The following is a 17,107-nucleotide window of genomic DNA, read 5'->3' as shown; positions in this document are numbered from 1 at the left end:
ACACGGCGTCCCTCTTTCCGGAAAGGTCCCCCATGGCACCGCGCATCCTGCTGGCCCGGCACGGACAGACGGCCTGGTCGCTGTCCGGCAAGCACACGGGCAGGACCGACGTGCCGCTCCTGGAGGAGGGCCGGCGCGGGGCCAAGCTGCTCGGCGAGCGGCTGCGGCAGACCCCGCAGGCCGGGTTCGCGGACGTGGAGGTGCGCACCAGCCCGCTGGTCCGCGCGCACGAGACCTGCGAGCTGGCCGGGTTCGGGGACCGCGCCGAGGTGTGGGACACCCTCATGGAGTGGGACTACGGCGCCTACGAGGGCATGACCCCGGCCGAGATCCAGGACGCCCGGCCCGGCTGGCTGATCTGGCGCGACGGGGTCCCCGAGGGCGAGACGCTCGCGGAGGTCACCGCCCGCGCGGACGAGGTCGTCCGGTGGGCCCGCTCCGCCGACCGCGACGTCCTGATCTTCGCCCACGGCCACATCCTGCGCTCCATCGGCGCCCGCTGGCTCGGCCTCCCCATCGACTTCGCGGCCCGCCTGCGCCTCAACCCCACCTCCCTCTCCACCCTCGGCTGGGCCTACGGCGAGCCGGCGATCGAGAGCTGGAACGAGACGGGGCACCTGGCTGGCTGAGCGCCGCTACCCCCGCCGGGGGCGCGGCAGCGAGGCGTGCCGGTCCAGGAAGTCCGCCACCCCGGTGGCGCGGCGGTGCGGGAGCAGGACGCGCGCGGTGCCCGCCAGCATGGTGTGGATGCGCGAGGACTGCACCTGGGCGAGCAGGTCCAGCACCCGCAGCCCGGCGGTGGCCGCCTCGTCGGGGTGGCCGTCGCGCGCCAGGTCGTCGGCGAGTTCGGCGGTGTACAGGGCGATGTTGCGGGAGAAGTGCGGGTCCTGGAGCCGGGCCGCGCGGCGGGCGTGCCGGGTCGCCCGGCGCCAGTCGCCCAGCGTCGACCAGCACTGCGCCTCCAGACCGGCCAGCTCGGCCTCGCCGTAGAAGCTCATCCACTCCGGGTCGGCCTCGGACCTGCCGCGCCCGAACAGCGCCTGCGCCCGGACGAGGGCCTGCTCGCAGCCGGTGCGGTCGGCGAGCCCCGCCCAGCCGCCGGCCTCGCGCAGCGCCAGCAGGGACATCAGCCGGGACGAGCCCAGCGGGCGGGCGGCCCGCTGCGCGGCCTGCGCGGCGCGCACCGCCTCGCGGGGGCGCCCGGCGTCCCGCGCGAGGAAGGCGGTGTTGCAGAACGCGTGCGCCTCCAGCCCCGGGTCCCCGGTCATCCGGGCGGTGGCCAGCGCCTCCGCGTAGTGCGAGCGGGCGTCGTCGAAGCGGCCCGAGTCGTGGGCCAGCCAGCCCACCGAGATGGCGAGTTCACCGGCGCCCGCGTGCAGCCGCTCGGCGGTGGTCTGCCGGGTCGCGCCCGCGTCCAGCAGGGCGTACGCGGCGCGCAGCGGCTCCGCCGCGCGCCGGTACAGGCCGTCCGCGCCGTGCTTGTCGTCCAGCAGCCGGATGTTCCGGACCGCCTCCTCGACGGCGGCCGCCTCCGAGGCGCCCGGCCGCCGCGCGGCGGCCGAGGCACCCGTGGCGATGCCCAGCGGGCCCAGCGTGGCGGCGGCCGCCACCGTGGCACCCGTACCGGTCATGAATGCGCGACGCAGCACGTCGCTCTCCTCGTGGTTCAGGGATTCGTGGTTCAGGGGGTCGTAAGGATGCTCGTACGCGGCCACCGGGAGCGCGCCCGGTGGGGCGGACGGGCGCGCGCCGCGCCCACGCACGGCCGAGCGCGGCGCGAAGCCGAGGTCGGTGAGGGTGCGGCCGGGGAACATGTGCAGGAACACCCGCTCGTACGCGTAGTTGGGACAGCGGATCTCACCCGCCTCGACTCTCCCGACGTACCGCGCGTCGCAGCTCACCCGCTCGCCGATCTCCCGCGCCGCACGCCGTACCAGGGCGGCGAACTCGGCGGGGGAACGGCGGCCGCGCACCTGCCGGAAGGCGGTGTTGGGGCGGGGCGGCCGGTCGGGCTGCGCCGGGGTATCGGTTGACGACGCCATGGCCGGTCCTCTCGTGCGAACCGTCGAACCATGCCGGAACGGGCCTTGCACGGGCATGGTCGCCCGTGTGACACGGTGGGTCCGGCGGGGCAAGAACGTACAGGCTGTGTCCGGACCGACACGCAGTGTTTGGCTACAAAACGGATATCTCATCCGCGATCCGCCATGAACTGCCATCCTTTGCGGCGCACTTGTGCCGTAGCCCTTGACGCCGTCCCGCGTTGTACCTCACGGACCGCAACAGGCAGCGTGCTGGAGGCCGGCATGGAGACCCGTCCGAACATCGATCCGTGGCTGGTGGCGCCGTGGGCGCGACCGCCCGGCGACGCGGCGTGCGATCTGGTCACGGTGCCCACCCGGCAGGGCCTGGAGGCCGTCGACATCCTGCGCCGCGAGGCCGCCGAGGGCGTGGGCCTGGTGCTGCACGACGACGGCCGCGACACCCTCGGTTTCCTCGTCCCGCCCGGCACGGCCGGCGACTGGGACGTGCCGGGCAGCACCTGCACGCGTACCTCCGGGCGCGGCCTCCGGCTGAACCCCGAGCCGCCCGTGCAGGGCTCCGACTGGCTGCTGCCGCCCGGCGAGGCCGACCTCGCCACCGACCCGGCCACCCTGCGCCGGGCGCTCGGCGAGGCGGCCCGGCTGATCGAGGCCGCCGACAGCTGCCGCTGACCCGTGCGGCGGGTGCCCGCGCCGCCTGCGAGAATGGTCCGATGGGCAGGTCCAGGGACAACCGGCGCAGGGCGGTCGCCGAAGCCGTGGTGGAGGCCGTCGAGGGCGGCCTCGCGGAACTCATACCCGACCCGGACCGGGCGCGGGCCTGGTCGCTGCTGATCGACGGCGCCCCTCAGTCGCACGTCGACCTGGACGACGCGGCGCACCTGTCCTTCGAGTACCAGCGCCGCATCGGCCATGTCATCGACCTGGCCGCGCCGCCCGGCAGGCCGGTGCGGGCCGTGCATCTCGGCGGCGGCGCGCTGACCCTGGCCCGCTACACCGCCGCGACCCGGCCCCGCTCGACCCAGCAGGTGGTGGAGCGCGACGCGGCCCTGGTCCAACTGGTGCGCCGCGAACTCCCGCTCGACCCCGGCGCCCGGATACGGGTGCGCTCGGCCGACGCCCGCGAGGGGCTCGCCAAGGTGCCGGACGGCTGGGCCGACCTGATCGTCGCCGACGTCTTCAGCGGCGCCCGCACCCCGGCCCACCTGACGTCCACCGAGTTCCTCGACGGGGTCCGCCGCGCCCTGCGCCCCGGCGGCGTCTACACCGCCAACCTCGCCGACGGGCCCCCGCTCGCCCACCTGCGCGCCCAGATCGCCACGGCGGCGGCCCGCTTCCCCGAACTCGCCCTGATCGCCGACCCGGCGATACTGCGCGGCAAGCGCTTCGGCAACGCGATCCTGGTCGCCTCCGACACCCCGCTCCCGCTCGCCGAACTCACCCGCAGGGCCGCCTCCGACCCCCACCCGGCCCGCCTCGAACACGGCGCGAAACTCGTGGACTTCACCGGCGGCGCGACCCCGGTGACAGACACCTCGGCAGTCGCCTCACCGGCCCCGCCGCCGTCCGTGTTCCGCTGAACTCCCCTAGTACGTCTGCTAGTACGTCTGCACGTCCACATGCGGTGGCCCGTCGTGCCAGTCGCAGAAGACCGTCACGCGGTCGGTGCTGCGGCTGAACTCCACGCGAATCCAGGTCTCCGTCTTCCACACCTGCATCGACCAGCCGGTGCCCGGGGTCGCGGAGACCAGGGTCGCGCTCGCCGGGCCCAGGTCGAACACCGCCCGGCCGCCGCCGGTGTCGTACGCCTTGACGTCGCCGGCCGGGGTGGTGGCGGGCGGCGCCGGGGGAGTCGGGGCCGGGGTGGCCGAGGGCGCGGTGCGGGTCGGGACGGGGGACGGGGGCGGTGAGGTGCGGCGGGGGGTGCGGGTCGGCGTGGGCGAGGGGGGCGTCGGCGTCGCGGTGGAGGCGTGCGCCGCCGCCTCGGCCGCGGTGATCGGCACGGCGCGCGGGGGGTCGTACGCCGTGCCCGCCATCACCGTGCGCACGCCCCACCAGGACAGCGTGGTGGCCGCCGCGGTGGCCAGCAGCCACGCCAGTACGTGTACGAGTCCTCTGCGCATCGGGGCCATACTGCCTCAGCCGCCATCCGCCGCGCAGGCGGCCCCAGTTGTCCACCGGTGTCGTCCGCGGGGAGTTGTCCACAGGGAGTTGTCCACAGGCCAATACTTCGCAGGTCCGCATGGCGTACGGTGCGGCGCATGGCAAGTGTGCTCGTGGTCGAGGACGATCAGTTCGTCCGCTCGGCGCTGATCCGGCATCTCACCGACGCCGCCCACGTGGTGCGCAGCGTCGGCACCGCGCTGGAGGCGCTGCGCGAGGTCGCCCATCTCCGGTTCGACGTGGTCATCCTCGACCTCGGACTGCCCGACCTGGACGGCTCCGAGGCGCTGAAGATGCTGCGCGGCATCACCGACGTGCCCGTCATCATCGCCACCGCGCGGGACGACGAGACGGAGATCGTCCGGCTGCTCAACGCCGGGGCGGACGACTACCTGACCAAGCCCTTCTCGGTCGAGCACCTCTCCGCCCGCATCGCCGCCGTACTGCGCCGCTCCCGCTCCGGCGCCGCCGAGGCACCGCCCTCCCCGGTGATCCGGGTCGGCGGCCTCACCGTCGACCCGCTGCGCCGCCAGGCCGAGTTGGACGGTGCCCGGCTCGACCTGACGCGGCGCGAGTTCGACCTGCTCGCCTTCCTCGCCGGCCGCCCCGGCGTGGTCGTCCCGCGCAAGGAGCTGCTCGCCGAGGTCTGGCAGCAGTCCTACGGGGACGACCAGACCATCGACGTCCATCTGTCCTGGCTCCGGCGCAAGCTGGGCGAGACGGCCGCCCGCCCCCGCTATCTGCACACCCTGCGCGGGGTCGGGGTCAAGCTGGAGCCGCCCGTGGTGGGAGAGCCCCGATGAGATGGGCCCTGGTCAAGGTCTGCCTGGCGGTGACCACCATGGTCGTCGTCGCCTTCGCCGTCCCGCTCGGCCTGGTCGTCAAGGAGATGGCCCGCGACCGCGCCTTCGCCGGCGCCGAGCGCGAGGCCGCCGCCGTGGCGCCCGCGCTCTCCATCACCACCGACCGGGACGAGCTGGAGCGGGTGGTCGCGGCGGCCGGGGCCGACTCCGGGATGTCCGTGCACCTGCCCGCCGACGGCGGCCGGGGCGCGCTCGACCTGGGCCGGGGCAGGGCCGCGGGGCGGGACATCGAGGCGGTGCGCCGGATGGGCCGCGCGTCCACCGCCGAGGTCACCGGTGGCTCCGCGCTTCTCCAGCCGGTCGCGCTCGGCTCCGGCGCCATCGCGGTGGTCGAGGTGTGGGTGCCCGAGGCCGCGATGAGCAACGGGGTGGGCACGGCCTGGGCGGTGCTCGCCGCCGTGGGGCTCGCGCTGATCGCCGGTTCCGTCGCGGTCGCCGACCGGCTCGGGGTGCGCATGGTGCGCCCGGCCCGGCGGCTGGTGGAGGGCGCGCACGAACTGGGCGAGGGGCAGCTCGGCGCCCGGGTCCCCGAGGAGGGGCCGACCGAACTGCGGCTCGCCGCCGTCGCGTTCAACTCCATGGCCGATCAGGTCGTCGCGCTCCTCGCCAACGAGCGGGAACTGGCCGCCGACCTCTCGCACCGGCTGCGCACCCCGCTCACCGTGCTCCGGCTGAACGCCGCCTCGCTGGGCGCCGGCGCCGCCGCCGAACAGACCCGCGCCGCCGTGGCCCAGCTGGAGGGCGAGGTCGACGCGATCATCCGTACCGCCCGCGAGGCCAAGCCGCAGACGGCGGCCGCCGGGCCGGGCGCGGGCTGTGACGTGGCCGAAGTGGTGCGCGGGCGCATGGAGTTCTGGTCCGCGCTCGCCGAGGACGAGGGCCGCAAGTGGCGGGTGGCCGGTGCCGAGCGGCCGGTACGGGTGCCGGTGGCCCGCGCCGACCTGGCCGCCGCCCTGGACGCCCTGCTGGGCAATGTCTTCCGGCACACCGCCGAGGGCACCGCCTTCGCGGTCGACGTCCACCACGCCGAGGACGCGGTGATCGTGCTGGTCTCCGACGCGGGGCCCGGCATACCCGACCCGCGCGCGGCGATGGCCCGGGGCCGGGGTTCCGGCGCGGCGGGCTCGACCGGGCTCGGCCTGGACATCGTGCGCCGTCTCGCCGAGTCCACGGGCGGCGACGTCCGCATCGGCTCCTCCGTGCTCGGCGGCACCGAGGTGCGGATCTGGCTCCAGCTCGACGCCCGCAAGCCCGCCGGACGCGGCCACCGGGGCACTGTACGCAGGCGGCGCAAACCCGTGTCGGCCCGCTGACCGGACGCGATCTTTAACCGGTCCCGATGCCTTCCTTAAGCGCACCCTAAGCCTTTCAACCACCGTCCCGGATAAGCCGATTGCCGGATTCCGCATCGATAGCGTGCTGCCACCACCCCCCACCCCCGCACGAAGGACAGGCACGCCAATGAGCACGCACCGGCGCAGGATCAGTGGCAGGAACAAGGCGATAGGCGGCGTGGTCGCGGCGGCCGTGGCCGGTGGCGGCGCGGTCCTGGTGACCGGGGTCGCGCACGCCGCCGGGGTCGGCGCCGCGTACATCAAGACCAGCGAGTGGTCGACCGGGTACAGCGCCCAGTACGTCGTCACCAACGACACCGGAGCGGCCAAGAAGGACTGGAGCCTGGAGTTCGACCTCCCGGCCGGCTCCAAGCTCGGCTCGCTGTGGAACGCCGAGTCCAGCGTGAGCGGGCAGCACGTCACCGTGAAGGCCGCCAAGTGGGACACCGACGGGCTGGCCGCCGGCAAGTCGGTCACCGTCGGCTTCGTCGTGGACGGCGCGGGCGACCCCACCGGCTGTCGCATCGACGGCTCCGAGTGCGCCGCCGACCCCGCTGCCACCCCCGAGCCGAGCGGCCGCCCCACCGAGCCCGAGACCCCGGCGCCCACCCAGAGCACCCCGAGCCGGCCGGAGACGCCGGTCCCCACCAAGAGCGCGGGCAACGGCACCAAGGCGGCGGCCGGGTTCGCCCCGTACGTCGACACCTCGCTCTACCCGGCCTTCGACCTGCTGGGCACCGCCGACGCCACCGGCGTGAAGAACTTCAACCTGGCCTTCGTCACCGACGGCGGCGGCTGCACCCCCAAGTGGGGCGGGGTGAGCGACCTGACCGCCGACGGTGTGGCCGCCCAGATCGGCGACCTGCGCGCCAAGGGCGGTGACGTCAGGGTCTCCTTCGGCGGCGCCTCCGGCTCGGAGCTGGCCACCACCTGCTCCTCCGCCGACGCCCTGGCCGCCGCGTACGGCAAGGCGGTGGACGCCTTCAAGCTGACCAAGGTCGACTTCGACGTCGAGGGCGGCGCGCTGCCCAACACCGCAGCCAACACCAAGCGCGCCCAGGCCATCGCCAAGCTCCAGGCCGCCCACCCCGGCCTGGACGTCTCCTACACCCTCCCGGTGATGCCCGAGGGCCTCACCCAGGACGGCGTGAACCTGCTGGCCGACGCCAAGGCCAACGGCGTCCACGTCGACGGCGTCAACATCATGGCGATGGACTACGGCCCCGCGTACAGCGGCGACATGGGCGACTACGCGATCCAGGCCGCGACCGCCACCCAGGCCCAGATCAAGGGCGTCCTCGCGCTCTCCGAGGACGACGCCTGGAAGACGGTCGGCGTCACCCCGATGATCGGTGTCAACGACGTGTCCACCGAGATCTTCAAGGTCGACGACGCGAGCCAGCTGGTGGACTTCGCCAAGTCCAAGGGCATCGGCTCGCTGTCCATGTGGTCCGGCACCCGTGACAAGCAGTGCGACGGCGGCACCAAGCCCACCGCCGACGCCACGTGCAGCTCGATCACGCAGGACAAGTTCGCCTTCGCCAAGGCGTTCGCCGCGTTCAACTAGGCGCGGACGAAAGTGGGGCCCGGCGGCCGGGAAGACCGCCGGGCCTCACCCATGTGCGCTGCTCAGCCCGCCGACTCCACTGAGGGCAGCGTCCCGGTGCGGGCCGCCTCGCCGTACCAGAGGGCGCTGGACTTCGGGGTCCGCTGCTGCGTCGCGTAGTCCACGTAGACCGCGCCGAACCGCTTCTCGTAGCCGTAGGACCACTCGAAGTTGTCCATCAGGGACCACAGGTAGTACCCGCGTACATCGGCGCCGTCGCGCAGGGCGTGGCGGACCGCCGAGAGGTGGGCGTGCAGGTAGGCGACGCGCTCGGGGTCGTGCACCCGGCCGTCCGCGTCCGGCTTGTCGTCGTAGGCGGCGCCGTTCTCCGTGACGTACAGCGGGAGTCCGGGGGCCTCGCGGGTGTAGCGCATCAGCAGGTCGTACAGGCCGGTCGGGTCGACGGTCCAGCCCATCTCGGTGCGCTCGCCGGGGCTCTGGTGGAAGAGCACGTCGTCGGCGCCGGGCCAGGGGGAGTGCTCGCTCGCGCCGTGGCCGTCGGCGCGCGGGCCGCTGACCTTGTCGGTGACCGCCGAGACCAGCGCCGGGGTGTAGTAGTTCAGGCCCAGCGCGTCCAGCGGGGCCTTGCTGGTGGCGAGGTCGCCGTCCAGCACGAAGGACCAGTCGGTGAGCGGGGCCGTCGCGGTGAGCAGGGACTCGGGATAGGCGCCGTGCAGCATCGGGCCGTGGAAGACCCCGTTGGCCAGGTCGTCGATGCGCCGGGCCGCCGCCAGGTCCGCCGGGTCCTGCGAAACCGGGCGCACGACGGCCGAGTTGAGGCTGACCGCGATCTGGTTGCGGGCCGGCATCGCCGCGCGCAGCGCCGAAGCGCCCAGCCCGTGGGCCAGGTTGAGATGGTGGGCCGCCTTCAGCGAGGCCACCGGGTCGGTCCGGCCGGGGGCGTGCACCCCGGAGCCGTAGCCCAGGAAGGCGCTGCACCAGGGCTCGTTGAGGGTGATCCAGTTCTCCACCCGGTCGCCCAGCGCCTCGCCGACGAGGTGCGCGTACTCGGCGAACCGGTGCGCGGTGTCCCGCTCCGGCCAGCCGCCCGCGTCCTCCAGCTCCTGCGGGAGGTCCCAGTGGTAGAGGGTGACGGCGGGCTTGATGCCGTTCTCCAGCAGCTCGTCCACCAGCCGCCGGTAGAAGTCCAGCCCGATCTGCACCGCCGGACCCCGCCCGGTCGGCTGCACCCGCGACCAGGACACGGAGAAGCGGTACGCGCCGAGCCCGAGGTCCGCCATGAGGGCCACGTCGTCGCGGTAGCGGTGGTAGTGGTCGACGGCCACGTCACCGGTCTCACCGCCCGCGGTCTTGCCGGGCGTATGACTGAAGGTGTCCCAGATCGAGGGCGTACGGCCGCCCTCGCGCACCGCCCCCTCGATCTGGTACGCGGAGGTCGCCGCCCCCCAGAGGAAGGCCGGCGGGAAGGTGACCTCGGGGGCCACGGGGGAGACCGTGGAGGAGGGGTCGGGCATGGAAGCGCTCCCATCGAGATTCGGGATGACGTCGGGAAGACTCGGGGAAACCTGAGGAATGGGGGAGGGGCCGGGTCGTCGGTGTCCCGGCCCCTTTGCCGGGACGGCTCAGCCCTTGATCGCGCCCTGCATGATGCCGCCCACGATCTGCTTGCCGAACAGCAGGAAGGCGATCAGCAGCGGCAGGGTGCCGAGCAGTGCGCCCGCCATGATGACCGCCTGGTCCGGTACATACCCGGTGCCGAGGGCGTTCAGGGCCACCTGCACGGTCGGGTTCTGCTGGTTCAGGGCGATGATCGGCCACAGGAAGTCGTTCCAGGCGAACACGAAGGTGAGCAGGCCGAGCACCGCCATCGCGGGCCGCGCCGCCGGGAACACCACGTGCCAGACGACCCGCAGGCTGCTCGCCCCGTCCACCCGCGCCGCCTCGATCAGCTCGGTGGGCAGCGCCTGCACCAGGTACTGCCGCATGAAGAACGTGCCGAACGCGGTCACCAGGCTCGGCAGGATCACCGTCTGGAGCTGGTTGGACCAGCCGAGGTCGCTCATCCACAGGTACAGCGGGACGACGGCGAGCTGCGGCGGGATCATCATCGTGCCGATGGTCAGCAGCAACAGCAGCCCCGAGAACCGGAACCGCAGCTTGGCGAAGGCGAAGCCGGCCAGGGTGGAGAAGACCACCGTACTGACCGTGATCGCGCCCGCCACGATCACCGAGTTGAGCATCGCGGTGCCGAGCCCGGCCTGGTCCCAGGCGGTCTCGAGGTTCTTGAACAGGTTGCCGCCGAACCACAGCGGCGGCGGGGCCTGGGCGAGCCGCCGGTCGGTGCGCGAGGCCGCGATCGCCGTCCACACCAGCGGTGCCAGCGAGACCAGCGCGAACACGGTCAGCGCCACATACGTCACCGGGCCGGCGTGCAACTGCTTGCCCGCCTTCGTGGCCCGGCGCCGACCGGAGCGCGCCTCGGGAAGAACGAGGTCAGCCGCGGTCATCGGACCTCCTCAGCCAGCGGGTCAGCAGCAGGTTGACCGCGGCGATGATCAGCATGACCAGGAACATCGTCCACGCGATCGCGGACGCCTTGCCGAGGTTGCCGATGATCCAGCCCTGGTCGTACATGTAGAGCCCGAGCGTCTGGTACTGGTGCTCCGAGCCGCCCTTGGTCCCGCTGACCCCGCCGAACAGCAGGGGTTCACCGAAGAGCTGGGTGGCGCCGATGGTCGAGACGACGATCGTGAACAGCACGGTCGGCCGCAGCTGCGGGATCGTCACGTGCCAGAACTGCTGGCGCCGGTTGGCGCCGTCGAGCGCGGCGGACTCGTACAGGTCCGCCGGGATGGCCTGCATGGCGGCCAGGTAGATCAGCGCGTTGTAGCCGGTCCAGCGCCAGATCACGATGCTCGACACCGCGAACTGCGATCCCCAGTCCGATTCACGCCAGTTGACCGGGTCAACACCGAAGAAGTGCAGAATCCAGTTCACCATGCCGCCGTCCCACGAGTACAGCAGCGTGAACACCAGCGTCGCCGCCGCCACCGAGGTGGCGTACGGGGTCAGCATCACCACGCGCCACACGGTCGAGCCGCGCAGCTTGTAGTTGAGCATGTGGGCCAGCCAGAGCGCGGCCATCAGCTGCGGGACGGTCGAGATCACACCGATGGTGAAGGTGTTCCGCAGCGCGTTCCAGAAGAAGTCCGAGGACAGCAGGTTCTTGTAGTTGGCCAGGCCCGTCCAGCTCTGGTGGTCGAGCGCGGACAGCTGCACGTCGTGCAGCGAGTACCAGACCGTGTACAGCAGCGGAACGAGTGTGAACACACCGAACAGCACGAAGAAGGGGGTCACGAACGCGTACGGCGACGCCTTCGTGTCCCAGCGGTACAGCCGGCTGCGCCAGGAGGGGGCGCCGTCCGGCGCACCGCGACCCCGAGCGCCCCGGACCGCGCCCGGCGGGATGCCGGGCGCGGTCTCGGCGCTCGACGCGGGATGCGCGAGAGCCTCTTTGGAGGTCACTGGCCGAGCACGTCCTTGATCTCCTTGGACGCGGCGTCCCAGCCCTGGGCCGGGGACTTGCCCTTCTGCTCGACCTGGAGGATGCCGATGTCACTGATCGCGGTGTCGATCGGCTTGTCCTTCGGGCCCAGCGGCTGGGCCGGGATGGTCTTCGCCGCGTCGGAGAAGATCTGGGTCAGCGGCGCGTCGGAGAAGTACGCGGTGGTGTCCGCCTGCGGCTTCAGGCCCGCGTACGCCGACGGGGTGGAGGGGAAGCTGGCCTGCTTGGCGAAGACCTTGGCCTGCTGCTCCGGCGCGGTCAGCCACTTGGCCAGCGCGACGGCCTCCTTCTGGTGCTTGCTCTCCGTCGGCACGCCGAGGAAGGAGCCGCCCCAGTTGGACGCGGTCGGCGCCGCCGCCACGTCCCACTTGCCCTTGCCCGAGTCGCCGGCCTTCTCGCCGATGTAGCCGAGCATCCAGGCGGGGCAGGCCACGGTGGCGAAGGAGCCGTTGGCGAAGCCCTTGTCCCAGGTGGGGTCGAACTGCTTCAGCTTGGCCGACATGTTGCTGGTCGCCACGGTCATCGCGTCGTCCCAGGCGTCCTTCACACCCTGGGACTTGTCCCAGACGACCTTGCCGTCCTTGTCGTAGTTGCGCTCGGTGGAGCCGCCCAGGGAGGCGTTGTACACCGAGGCCGCCGAGTCGACGTACTTGGTGCCCTTGGGCGACTTCTTCATGTACTGCTTGCCGAGGTCGACGTACTTGGACCAGTCGCCCTTCCACTGCTCGGCGAGCTTGGCGCGGTCGGTGGGCAGACCGGCCTTGGCGAAGAGGTCCTTGCGGTAGCAGACCGCCATCGGACCGATGTCGGTGCCGAGGCCGATCGTCTTGCCGTCCTGGGTGGTGGCCTGGGCCAGCTTCCAGTCCAGCCACTGGGACTTGTCGACGTCCTTGCCGATGTCGACGAACTTGGCGGCCTGCGTCTGCACGGCCTCCGTGATGTTGCCGACCTCGATGGCCTGGATGTCGTCGGCGCCCGAACCGGCCTGGAGGCGCGTGAGCACCTTCGGCCAGTACACGTCTGTACGAGTGGTGACGTTCTCCTTGATGTTGATGTCCGGGTGCAGCTTCATGTACTCGTCGTACAGACCGGCCTGCTTGTAGCCGAAGACCCCGAAGGTGCCGACCGTCAGCGTGATGTTGCCCTTGCCGTCGCCGTTGCCCGAATCCGACGAGCCGTCGTCCGAGTCGCTGGCGCAGCCCGCCAGCATGCCCGTGGCCAGCGCGGCCGCGGCCACCATGGCCACCGTTCCGCGAGACCTGCGGATGCTCGTACGCATTGCGTCCTCCTGTTGCCTGACGTGCCGACCCCCCGGCCAACTGCATGGAAATCGCGTGGATCTGGGCCCGTTCGTACTCGCTGCGGCTCGGGCGGGGAACGTGCGGGTTGTGTAGGTGTCAGGTAGTGTGGGAGCGCTCCCACATGTGATGGGTTGAAGAGTCGTCCGTTCGGGACGGGGTGTCAAGGGAGTGCGCACGGCCAACACGGTTCAGTTATAGGGCTGTTAACCGGCCACGGGTTTTGGTGCGGACGGCTTGGGCCACTGTTGGACCAGTACGCGGAGAGAGGCGGAGGCCATGACGAGCCACGGAGTGCGGGGCGGCCGGGGCGGCGGGCGGCCGACGCTGGAGGAGGTGGCCGTCCGGGCCGGCGTGGGCCGGGGCACGGTCTCCCGCGTGATCAACGGCTCCCCGAGGGTCAGCGACGCCACCCGCGCGGCCGTGCAGGCGGCGGTCGCGGAACTCGGGTACGTCCCCAACACCGCGGCCCGCGCGCTGGCGGCCAACCGCACCGACTCCATCGCGCTGGTCGTGCCCGAGCCGGAGACGCGCTTCTTCGCCGAGCCGTACTTCTCCGACATGCTGCGCGGGGTGGGGGCGGAACTGGCCGACACCGAGTGGCAGTTGCTGCTGATCTTCGCGGGCAGCGACCGCAAGCGGCAACGGCTCGCGGACTATCTCTCCGCCCACCGGGTCGACGGGGTCCTCCTGGTCTCCACGCACGCCGACGACCCGCTGCCGGACCTGCTGGACCGGCTGGAGATCCCGGCCGTGATCAGCGGCCCCCGGTCGGCGGGGGAGACGCTCACCTCGGTCGACTCCGACAACTACGGCGGCGGCCGCTCCGCCGTCGAGCACCTCCTCGCCCGCGGCCGCCGCCGGGTCGCCCACATCACCGGCCGCCCCGACGTCTACGGCGCCCAGCGCCGCGTCGACGGCTACCGCGACGCGCTGCGGGACGCGGGCCTTGAGGTGGACGAACTCCTCATCGAGCCGGGCGACTTCACCGAGGAGGGCGGCCGCCGCGCCATGTCCGCCCTGCTCTCCCGCCGCCCCGACCTCGACGCCGTCTTCGCCGCCTCCGACGTCACCGCGGCCGGCGCCCGCCACTCCCTCCGCGAAGCCGGCCGCCGCATCCCGTCCGACGTCGCCCTCGTCGGCTACGACGACTCCGCCATCGCCCGCCACATGGACCCACCCCTGACCAGCGTCCGCCAGCCCATAGAGGAAATGGGCCGCGCGATGATCGACCTCCTCCTGACCGAGATCGCGGACCGCCGTCCGGCGGGGACACGGGGGCTGGAGAGGCGGCATGCGGTGCTGGCTACGGAGCTGGTGGGGCGGGAGTCTTCGTAGAGCCGCCGGGTGACACGTGCCCCGTCCGCCGCGGCCCTAGGCCGTGTCCGGAAAGTCCCGCCTGGCTCGCGACGCCTGGCACGTTCCCCCAAGCTCTGCGAGCAGGGGGGACCCCCAGCGGCGTTGTCGGGATCGTCCTCGTACGCCCGGTACGAGGACGACCCTCCGCCTTGCGAGCGCACGCACCAGACGCCGCGAGCCCTGCCCTCCGGGCAGACGGCGCCACTTTCCGGACACGCCCTAAGGGGTCTCGTCCCGGTGGGTGAGGTGTCCGTCGGTCAGGCGCCACAGGTGGTCGTGGGGAGCGAGGTGCCAGGTCTCGCCGGCGGTGAGGGCCTGGGTCATCCAGGTGTGGAGCTGGGGGAGGGCCCGCGTCCGGAGGACGGCGCGCGTGGGGGCGCGGGCCGGGGTGGGGATCATGGGGACGTCCATGCGGAAGCCGACCGAGTCCGGGTCGGTGCCGCGGTCGTCATTGGACGAGCGCGGGGGCACCCAGGCCACGCCGAGGACGATGGTGCCGGCGTCCCGCCCCGTGAGGAACCGTACCTCCGTGACGTGGGTCATCAGCGGGCCCAGCGACTCGGTGAGGTCGGTCGAGGTCAGCGGCCAGGAGTAGCCGGGAGGCAGGTGGCGGTTTCGTGCGGACATGACACGCAGGATGGCAGGGGGAGGCAGTGGCGCGGCAACGACTTTGGGGCCGGTCCGTCGAAACGGATCGGCCCCAAAGTCGTTCAGGGTGAGTGACGGGACTTGAACCCGCGACTTCCTGGACCACAACCAGGTGCTCTACCAGCTGAGCTACACCCACCACGACCGGCGGTGGAAGTTGTCGTTTCCCCGACCGGCCGAGAAGAAGTCTACAGGGTCTTGAGGGGTGCTCGCGCACACGTTTCCGGGTGGGGGGTCACGCGGGCGGGAGGACGTACTTCGCGGCGATGGACTTCGCGGTGTCGGAGTCCGGGCCGGGCTGGGGGACGAAGACCGCTTCGCGGTAGTAGCGCAGCTCGGCGATGGACTCGCGGATGTCGGCCAGCGCGCGGTGGTTGCCGTTCTTCTCCGGGCTGTTGAAGTACGCGCGCGGGTACCAGCGCCGGGCCAGCTCCTTGATCGAGGAGACGTCCACGATCCGGTAGTGGAGGTAGGACTCCAGCGTCGCCATGTCGCGCAGCAGGAAGCCGCGGTCGGTGCCGACGGAGTTGCCGCACAACGGGGCCTTGCCCGGCTCCTTGACGTGCTCACGGATGTACGCGAGCACCTGCTCCTCGGCGTCGGCCAGCGTCGTACCCCCGGCCAGCTCCTCCAGCAGCCCGGACGCGGTGTGCATCTGGCGCACCACCTCCGGCATCGTCTCCAGCGCGGCGTCCGGCGGGCGGATGACGATGTCCACCCCCTCGCCGAGCACGTTCAGCTCGGAGTCGGTGACGAGGGCGGCCACCTCGATGAGCGCGTCGTCGGACAGCGAGAGGCCGGTCATCTCGCAGTCGATCCACACCATGCGATCGTTCATGTGTCTCACCTTAAGGGGACCCACGGGCACCTGGACCCGCGCGTACGCACGGCGGAGGGGGTGTGGGAAGGCCGAGCCCTCCCACACCCCCTCGCGACCGTGACGATCCTCAGCCGCTGCCGCGCGGCCCCGGCAGCAGACTCACCGCGCCCGCCGTGTGCCGGCGGCTCTGCAGCGGCACCCCGCCGTCCCGGTCCGGGTGCAGCACCGACGGCACCGCCACCGGGCCGTGGCCCGGCAGACCCGAAGGACCCTGCGGCATCCCGTGCTGCGCGAGCTCCTGCTCGGCCGGCCGCTGCTCACCCTGCGGCCTGCGCGCCCGGTACGCGGCCCGGTACGTCGCGGGCGACGAGCCGAGCTGGCGGCGGAAGTGCCCGCGCAGCGCGACCGGCGAGCGGAACCCGCAGCGCCCGGCGACCTCGTCCACCGAGTAGTCGGACGTCTCCAGCAGCCGCTGCGCCTGCAGCACCCGCTGGGTGATCAGCCACTGCAGCGGCGCGCTGCCGGTGAGCGAGCGGAACCTGCGGTCGAACGTACGGCGGCTCATGTAGGCGCGTGCCGCCAGCGTCTCCACGTCGAACTGCTCGTGGAGGTGTTCCAGCGCCCAGGCGACGACCTCGGCCAGCGGGTCGGCGCCGATCTCCTCGGGTAAAGACCTGTCGAGGTAGCGCTCCTGACCGCCGCTGCGGCGGGGCGGAACCACCAGGCGGCGGGCCAGCGCACCGGCGGCCTCGTTGCCGTGGTCCGTCCGCACGATGTGCAGACACAGGTCGATCCCGGCCGCCGTACCGGCCGAGGTGAGCACGTCGCCGTCGTCGACGAACAGCTCACGCGGATCGACGTGCACCGACGGATAGCGCTTGGCCAGCGTCGGCGCGTACATCCAGTGGGTGGTGGCCGGGCGGCCGTCCAGCAGGCCGGCCGCGGCCAGGACGAACGCCCCGGTGCACAGGCCGACGATGCGGGCCCCCTCCTCGTGCGCCCGGCGCAGCGCGTCGAGCGCCTCCTCCGGTGGCGGCGAGGTGATCGAGCGCCAGGCCGGTACGACGACCGTGCCCGCGCGGGAGATCGCCTCCAGGCCATGCGGCGCGGTGAGTTCCAGTCCCCCCGTGGTCCGCAGCGGGCCGTCCTCGCCGGCACACACCAGCAGTCGGTAGCGCGGCACTCCGGCGTCCTGGCGGTCAATCCCGAACACCGAAAGCGGTATGGAACTCTCGAAGATGGGGCCGCCGCTGAACAGCAGCACCGCGACGATCTCCTTGCGGCGTCGCCCGGCGAGTTTGCGGACGGTGGCGTCCGGCGCGGCGGTGGAGTCGTGGCTCATACTGCTAAGCCCCCCTCGGTGGTCGCGGCTCCCTTTACGCTTCGGGTCTGTCGCTCCTGCACGTTTCCCCTCGGTCCTGCACGAGTCCCCCGCCGTAAGACATCAA

General features: G+C 72.5%; 16 protein-coding genes and 1 tRNA gene. 7 read left to right on the top strand and 10 right to left on the bottom strand.

What is annotated here, in order from left to right; all coding sequences use genetic code 11:
• Nucleotides 1-32 precede the first annotated feature (32 nt).
• Complete coding sequence (locus D0Z67_RS10370; RefSeq protein ID WP_031182444.1) at nucleotides 33-629, top strand: histidine phosphatase family protein; 597 nt, start codon at nucleotides 33-35, stop codon at nucleotides 627-629.
• Nucleotides 630-635: 6 nt separating this feature from the next.
• Here D0Z67_RS10370 and D0Z67_RS10365 read toward each other — a convergent pair whose 3' ends face one another.
• The gene (locus D0Z67_RS10365; RefSeq protein ID WP_031182443.1) at nucleotides 636-2,042 is read right to left on the bottom strand and encodes an NsdA family TPR-like regulatory protein; all 1,407 of its coding nucleotides are present in this window, start codon (nucleotides 2,040-2,042) and stop codon (nucleotides 636-638) included.
• Nucleotides 2,043-2,306: 264 nt separating this feature from the next.
• Here D0Z67_RS10365 and D0Z67_RS10360 point away from each other — a divergent pair, with 264 nt between their 5' ends.
• Nucleotides 2,307-2,714, top strand: coding sequence for a hypothetical protein (locus D0Z67_RS10360; RefSeq protein ID WP_051887886.1), 408 nt, complete (start codon nucleotides 2,307-2,309; stop codon nucleotides 2,712-2,714).
• A 41-nt stretch (nucleotides 2,715-2,755) separates the two neighbouring features.
• Nucleotides 2,756-3,622, top strand: coding sequence for a spermidine synthase (locus D0Z67_RS10355; RefSeq protein ID WP_031182441.1), 867 nt, complete (start codon nucleotides 2,756-2,758; stop codon nucleotides 3,620-3,622).
• A gap of 18 nt (nucleotides 3,623-3,640) precedes the next feature.
• Here D0Z67_RS10355 and D0Z67_RS10350 read toward each other — a convergent pair whose 3' ends face one another.
• Nucleotides 3,641-4,165, bottom strand: a complete 525-nt coding sequence (locus tag D0Z67_RS10350; protein ID WP_031182440.1) for a hypothetical protein — start codon at nucleotides 4,163-4,165, stop codon at nucleotides 3,641-3,643.
• A 138-nt stretch (nucleotides 4,166-4,303) separates the two neighbouring features.
• Between D0Z67_RS10350 and D0Z67_RS10345 the strand changes: the two genes are divergently transcribed.
• From D0Z67_RS10345 to D0Z67_RS10335, 3 genes are all read left to right on the top strand, one after another.
• A complete protein-coding gene (locus D0Z67_RS10345) occupies nucleotides 4,304-5,008 on the top strand; it encodes a response regulator transcription factor (RefSeq protein WP_031182439.1) in 705 nt (234 codons plus the stop codon).
• Nucleotides 5,005-6,381 carry a sensor histidine kinase gene (locus tag D0Z67_RS10340; RefSeq protein ID WP_031182438.1) on the top strand — a complete coding sequence of 459 codons (1,377 nt, stop codon included), beginning with the start codon at nucleotides 5,005-5,007 and terminating at the stop codon, nucleotides 6,379-6,381. The genes D0Z67_RS10345 and D0Z67_RS10340 overlap by 4 nt, the downstream gene beginning before the upstream one ends.
• A 148-nt stretch (nucleotides 6,382-6,529) precedes the next feature.
• Nucleotides 6,530-7,969 (top strand): glycoside hydrolase family 18 protein, encoded by a 1,440-nt coding sequence (locus D0Z67_RS10335; protein ID WP_031182437.1) that lies wholly within the window; start codon nucleotides 6,530-6,532, stop codon nucleotides 7,967-7,969.
• A 62-nt stretch (nucleotides 7,970-8,031) separates the two neighbouring features.
• Here the strand turns inward: D0Z67_RS10335 and D0Z67_RS10330 are convergent, their stop codons facing one another.
• The 4 genes from D0Z67_RS10330 to D0Z67_RS10315 all read right to left on the bottom strand — a co-directional run bounded on the left by D0Z67_RS10330 (nucleotide 8,032) and on the right by D0Z67_RS10315 (nucleotide 12,813).
• Nucleotides 8,032-9,483: a GH1 family beta-glucosidase gene (locus D0Z67_RS10330; protein WP_031182436.1), complete on the bottom strand. Its 1,452-nt coding sequence runs from the start codon at nucleotides 9,481-9,483 to the stop codon at nucleotides 8,032-8,034.
• Nucleotides 9,484-9,591: 108 nt separating this feature from the next.
• Nucleotides 9,592-10,476, bottom strand: coding sequence for a carbohydrate ABC transporter permease (locus D0Z67_RS10325; protein WP_031182435.1), 885 nt, complete (start codon nucleotides 10,474-10,476; stop codon nucleotides 9,592-9,594).
• On the bottom strand, nucleotides 10,463-11,494 hold the full coding sequence (locus D0Z67_RS10320) for a carbohydrate ABC transporter permease (protein WP_031182434.1): 1,032 nt from the start codon (nucleotides 11,492-11,494) through the stop codon (nucleotides 10,463-10,465). The genes D0Z67_RS10325 and D0Z67_RS10320 overlap by 14 nt, the downstream gene beginning before the upstream one ends.
• Complete coding sequence (locus D0Z67_RS10315; protein WP_031182433.1) at nucleotides 11,491-12,813, bottom strand: ABC transporter substrate-binding protein; 1,323 nt, start codon at nucleotides 12,811-12,813, stop codon at nucleotides 11,491-11,493. The genes D0Z67_RS10320 and D0Z67_RS10315 overlap by 4 nt, the downstream gene beginning before the upstream one ends.
• Nucleotides 12,814-13,111: 298 nt before the next feature.
• Between D0Z67_RS10315 and D0Z67_RS10310 the strand changes: the two genes are divergently transcribed.
• Nucleotides 13,112-14,170, top strand: a complete 1,059-nt coding sequence (locus D0Z67_RS10310) for a LacI family DNA-binding transcriptional regulator (protein WP_131589635.1) — start codon at nucleotides 13,112-13,114, stop codon at nucleotides 14,168-14,170.
• A gap of 240 nt (nucleotides 14,171-14,410) precedes the next feature.
• Here D0Z67_RS10310 and D0Z67_RS10300 read toward each other — a convergent pair whose 3' ends face one another.
• The 4 genes from D0Z67_RS10300 to D0Z67_RS10285 form a co-directional block, all read right to left on the bottom strand.
• On the bottom strand, nucleotides 14,411-14,818 hold the full coding sequence (locus D0Z67_RS10300; protein WP_031182431.1) for a hypothetical protein: 408 nt from the start codon (nucleotides 14,816-14,818) through the stop codon (nucleotides 14,411-14,413).
• Between the two features lie 87 nt (nucleotides 14,819-14,905).
• Nucleotides 14,906-14,978, bottom strand: a tRNA-His gene (locus D0Z67_RS10295).
• A gap of 96 nt (nucleotides 14,979-15,074) precedes the next feature.
• Nucleotides 15,075-15,677, bottom strand: a complete 603-nt coding sequence (gene orn / locus D0Z67_RS10290; RefSeq protein WP_037775476.1) for an oligoribonuclease — start codon at nucleotides 15,675-15,677, stop codon at nucleotides 15,075-15,077.
• A gap of 109 nt (nucleotides 15,678-15,786) precedes the next feature.
• The gene (locus D0Z67_RS10285) at nucleotides 15,787-17,001 is read right to left on the bottom strand and encodes a GlxA family transcriptional regulator (protein WP_131589634.1); all 1,215 of its coding nucleotides are present in this window, start codon (nucleotides 16,999-17,001) and stop codon (nucleotides 15,787-15,789) included.
• Between the last annotated feature and the right edge of the window lie 106 nt (nucleotides 17,002-17,107).

This window comes from Streptomyces seoulensis (assembly GCF_004328625.1).
GTDB lineage: Bacteria > Actinomycetota > Actinomycetes > Streptomycetales > Streptomycetaceae > Streptomyces > Streptomyces seoulensis.
The sequence above is the reverse complement of the archived record's forward strand: the minus strand, read 5'-3'. Positions and strand labels throughout refer to the sequence as shown.

What these genes read in the sequence shown, in the direction of transcription:
- D0Z67_RS10370 (WP_031182444.1), top strand. Translation starts at nt 33, where the DNA reads ATGGCACCGCGCATCCTGCTGGCCCGGCACGGACAGACGGCCTGGTCG.
- D0Z67_RS10365 (WP_031182443.1), bottom strand. Translation starts at nt 2,042, where the DNA reads ATGGCGTCGTCAACCGATACCCCGGCGCAGCCCGACCGGCCGCCCCGC.
- D0Z67_RS10360 (WP_051887886.1), top strand. Translation starts at nt 2,307, where the DNA reads ATGGAGACCCGTCCGAACATCGATCCGTGGCTGGTGGCGCCGTGGGCG.
- D0Z67_RS10355 (WP_031182441.1), top strand. Translation starts at nt 2,756, where the DNA reads ATGGGCAGGTCCAGGGACAACCGGCGCAGGGCGGTCGCCGAAGCCGTG.
- D0Z67_RS10350 (WP_031182440.1), bottom strand. Translation starts at nt 4,165, where the DNA reads ATGCGCAGAGGACTCGTACACGTACTGGCGTGGCTGCTGGCCACCGCG.
- D0Z67_RS10345 (WP_031182439.1), top strand. Translation starts at nt 4,304, where the DNA reads ATGGCAAGTGTGCTCGTGGTCGAGGACGATCAGTTCGTCCGCTCGGCG.
- D0Z67_RS10340 (WP_031182438.1), top strand. Translation starts at nt 5,005, where the DNA reads ATGAGATGGGCCCTGGTCAAGGTCTGCCTGGCGGTGACCACCATGGTC.
- D0Z67_RS10335 (WP_031182437.1), top strand. Translation starts at nt 6,530, where the DNA reads ATGAGCACGCACCGGCGCAGGATCAGTGGCAGGAACAAGGCGATAGGC.
- D0Z67_RS10330 (WP_031182436.1), bottom strand. Translation starts at nt 9,483, where the DNA reads ATGCCCGACCCCTCCTCCACGGTCTCCCCCGTGGCCCCCGAGGTCACC.
- D0Z67_RS10325 (WP_031182435.1), bottom strand. Translation starts at nt 10,476, where the DNA reads ATGACCGCGGCTGACCTCGTTCTTCCCGAGGCGCGCTCCGGTCGGCGC.
- D0Z67_RS10315 (WP_031182433.1), bottom strand. Translation starts at nt 12,813, where the DNA reads ATGCGTACGAGCATCCGCAGGTCTCGCGGAACGGTGGCCATGGTGGCC.
- D0Z67_RS10310 (WP_131589635.1), top strand. Translation starts at nt 13,112, where the DNA reads ATGACGAGCCACGGAGTGCGGGGCGGCCGGGGCGGCGGGCGGCCGACG.
- D0Z67_RS10300 (WP_031182431.1), bottom strand. Translation starts at nt 14,818, where the DNA reads ATGTCCGCACGAAACCGCCACCTGCCTCCCGGCTACTCCTGGCCGCTG.
- orn (WP_037775476.1), bottom strand. Translation starts at nt 15,677, where the DNA reads ATGAACGATCGCATGGTGTGGATCGACTGCGAGATGACCGGCCTCTCG.
- D0Z67_RS10285 (WP_131589634.1), bottom strand. Translation starts at nt 17,001, where the DNA reads ATGAGCCACGACTCCACCGCCGCGCCGGACGCCACCGTCCGCAAACTC.